At 65.5% G+C, this 689-nt stretch carries 1 protein-coding gene; it reads right to left on the bottom strand.

Features of this window, described 5'->3' with window-relative positions:
- The coding region (locus INR38_RS28575; protein ID WP_207476067.1) for an AMP-binding protein at nucleotides 1-689 on the bottom strand (689 nt) is incomplete at both ends.

Here is a 689-nt window from a genome sequence, read left to right as displayed (position 1 = left end):
CCCCGGATCTTGACCTGCTGATCGACCCGGCCCAGGTATTCGAGCTCGCCCTGCGCGTTCCAGCGCACCAGGTCGCCCGTGCGGTACAGCCTGCTGCCATCGTCCGTGAAGGGGTTGGCGATGAAGCGCTCCGCGCTCAGGCCTTGCCGGTTCAGGTAGCCACGCGCCAGGCCCGCGCCCGCAACGAACAGCTCGCCCGCCACGCCTTGCGGCAGCAGGTTCAGGCTGCCATCGAGCACATACAGGCCCAGATCGGGAATCGCCACTCCGACGGGGCTGCGTCCTCCTTGAAGGTCAGTCTTGGTGATCTCCCGGTACGTCACATGCACCGTGGTCTCGGTGATGCCGTACATGTTGATGAGTCGGGGGCTTTCGTCCCCGAAGCGATCGAACCAAGGCCTCAGGCTCTCGGGCTCCAGCGCCTCGCCGCCAAAGACCACATGGCGCAGCGACAGGCCGGAGCCGCCCTCCTCATCCTGCTCCACGGCATGCACCAACTGCCCAAAGGCCGAAGGCGTTTGATTGAGAACCGTTACGCGTTCCGCACGCAGCAAGGCCAGGAAGTCCTGGGGCGAGCGGCTGACCCAGTACGGCACCACCACCAGGCGCCCACCCGTGCACAGCGCACCAAAGATCTCCCAGACCGAGAAGTCGAAGGCGTAGGAGTGGAACAGCGTCCAGACATCGTC

The organism is Delftia sp. SD018, from assembly GCF_017355445.1.
GTDB lineage: Bacteria > Pseudomonadota > Gammaproteobacteria > Burkholderiales > Burkholderiaceae_C > Comamonas > Comamonas acidovorans.
Note: the sequence above shows the minus strand (reverse complement) of the source record. Positions and strands in the feature narration are given on the sequence as shown.